The sequence below is a fragment of the Kribbella catacumbae DSM 19601 genome (assembly GCF_000372465.1).
In the GTDB taxonomy this organism is placed as follows: Bacteria; Actinomycetota; Actinomycetes; order Propionibacteriales; family Kribbellaceae; genus Kribbella; species Kribbella catacumbae.
On record NZ_AQUZ01000138.1, the window covers coordinates 1 to 1,480 of the forward strand.

General features: G+C 62.3%; 2 protein-coding genes. Both read right to left on the bottom strand.

Translation table 11 applies throughout. From position 1 onward, the window contains the following. On the bottom strand, positions 1-830 hold an 830-nt coding region (locus A3ES_RS0145580; RefSeq protein WP_202806742.1), incomplete at its 3' end, for a hypothetical protein. Next, positions 827-1,480 (bottom strand): hypothetical protein (locus A3ES_RS0145585; protein WP_237745228.1); only part of this gene is annotated, 654 nt, incomplete at its 5' end. The genes A3ES_RS0145585 and A3ES_RS0145580, both read right to left, overlap by 4 nt.

Sequence of the window (1,480 nt, forward strand, 5' to 3'; positions counted from 1 at the left end):
CCGAACAGCCACCATTGGACGGTCCAGCGGACTGTGGCGGTGAGGGTGTAGTTGCCGGATTTGGCGTAGGTGACGGTGCAGGCGGCGGATTCGTCTGCCGACTCAGTCCACGGAACGCCGATGCCTGCGCAGGATGGTGGGGTGCCGCGGTCTCCTGGGTCGATGTCGATCTTGGGAACGATCTGCCAGCGCAGGCCGTAGCCGAACAGTTGGATCTGCTTGGACTTCACGGCGTAGGCGGCGGGGTTGTATTTGCCGTTGCCGTCGGTCAGCCAGATCCAGGTCGGGAAGTTCACCGCGTTGCGAGTGGCCTTCGGGCTGACCGCGACGTGAGTGTCGGGGAAGGGGATGTTGCCTGCGACCCAGTACATGACCTGTTCGGCGGTCGGTCGGGCAGGAGGCGGTGTTTTGAAGAACTGGTACTCGATGCCGGCGCGTTTCATCAACTCGCCACGCGCGATCGACATTGTCTCGTCCCAGGTTGCCATCTCGGCTTCGAACTCGGCCAGGGTTTTGAACTGGCCGAACTTGCAGAATTTGGCGTACCACTGTCCGTCCGGCCCGGCGATCGGTTCTGGTGGCATTGCTGGGTAGTCGGGTTCGGGAACCCAGACACACAAGGGCGGCTGGCCACCCTTGGTCCACTTGGTCCCATCCTTCCCCGTGTGGCCCTTGTCGCCTTGACAGCCCACACCGCCCTGGACGGCGCCGTTGCCGAGAAGGAGACCACCGGCCGGATCACTACACGCAAAAGATTTGGTGGTGACCCCGAGCACGCAGAGTCCACCGGCCGACAGCATGATCGCGATGCCCAGACGAGCAATCCTCATCGTGTGCACCCGAACGAGGGCTTCAGGGTCTGAGTGGAGAACAACATCCATCGCCCCTTCAGCAGTTTGACCTTGTCGATCTTCGCGACCTTGCCCGGCGGCCGTGCGATGACCACACCGTTCTTCGCGACGGCGGTGTAGTTGTCGATCGCGCACACGGTCACAGTCGCTGTCTTCGCCTTCAGGTCGAAGGCGGTGATCTTCGACTCCAGCAGCTTGCTGTAGCCGGTCACCTTTGCCTTACGAATCCCTTTGACATAGCCCATGTTGGCCTTGATCGCGGAAAGTGCCGCGTCCACCATCCACGTCTCATAGGGATACCCGGCGCCGCCATCCCGGATCCCCTTGTCGGTATACGCGAAGGAAGCCGCGTAGTCGGTAAGGATCTTCTGCTTCACCGCTGTCGTCGGGTCGACAGGTTTGGGCGTCGGCTTCGGCGTCAGCGTGGGGGTCGGTGTGGTTGAGATCACTGGTGGTTGGCTGGCAGTTGGTGTTGCTGCGTCGTTCCCGCCGCAGGCTGCGAGGATGAGCAGCATGCTTGCTGCCACCGCGCAGGCGCCGTACCGGTTCACTCCAGCCTCCCCGAGATCTGATACAAACACCTGATCGTAGGTGACAGCGGGTCCGCAACCAGTCGCGGCAAGTTGCAG